Origin of the sequence: Novosphingobium sp. B-7 (assembly GCF_000410615.1) — a bacterium.
GTDB classification, from domain to species: Bacteria; Pseudomonadota; Alphaproteobacteria; order Sphingomonadales; family Sphingomonadaceae; genus Novosphingobium; species Novosphingobium capsulatum.
Genome location: NZ_KE148368.1, coordinates 467 through 911 on the forward strand (window position 1 = coordinate 467; position 445 = coordinate 911).

Below are 445 nucleotides of genomic sequence, written 5' to 3' on the forward strand. Positions count from 1 at the left end.
CCTTGCTGGCTATCCACCTCGCCCGGCGCGGGGTGCGCGTGGTCATCGTGGAGCGTGATCCCCAGGCGCTGGCCCATGGCCTTGCCTATGGCGCCTGTGGGCCACAGCACCTGCTCAACGTGCGCGCCGGCAACATGAGCGCCTTGCCCGATGATCCCACCCATTTCCTGCGCTGGCTGGGCCACGGCGAAACCGACGCGGCCAACCGCTTTGCCACCCGCGCCAGCTATGGCGCCTATATCGCCAGCCTGCTGGCCAGCGCGCGCGCCGCCATGCCCGATCGCATCACGATCGCGATTGCCAGCGCGCAAGGCGTCACTCCGCTGGGCGATGGCACGCTCCAAGTCGCACTCGATCAGGGCGCGCCGCTCCATGCCCGCGCCGTGGTTCTCGCCCAAGGCAACCTGCCGCCGCAGCGCCACCGCGCGCTGGCCGCCCTGGCACC

At 71.2% G+C, this 445-nt stretch carries 1 protein-coding gene; it reads left to right on the forward strand.

Features of this window, described 5'->3' with window-relative positions:
- On the forward strand, positions 1–445 hold a 445-nt coding region (locus tag H926_RS27865), incomplete at both ends, for an FAD/NAD(P)-binding protein (RefSeq protein ID WP_202804741.1).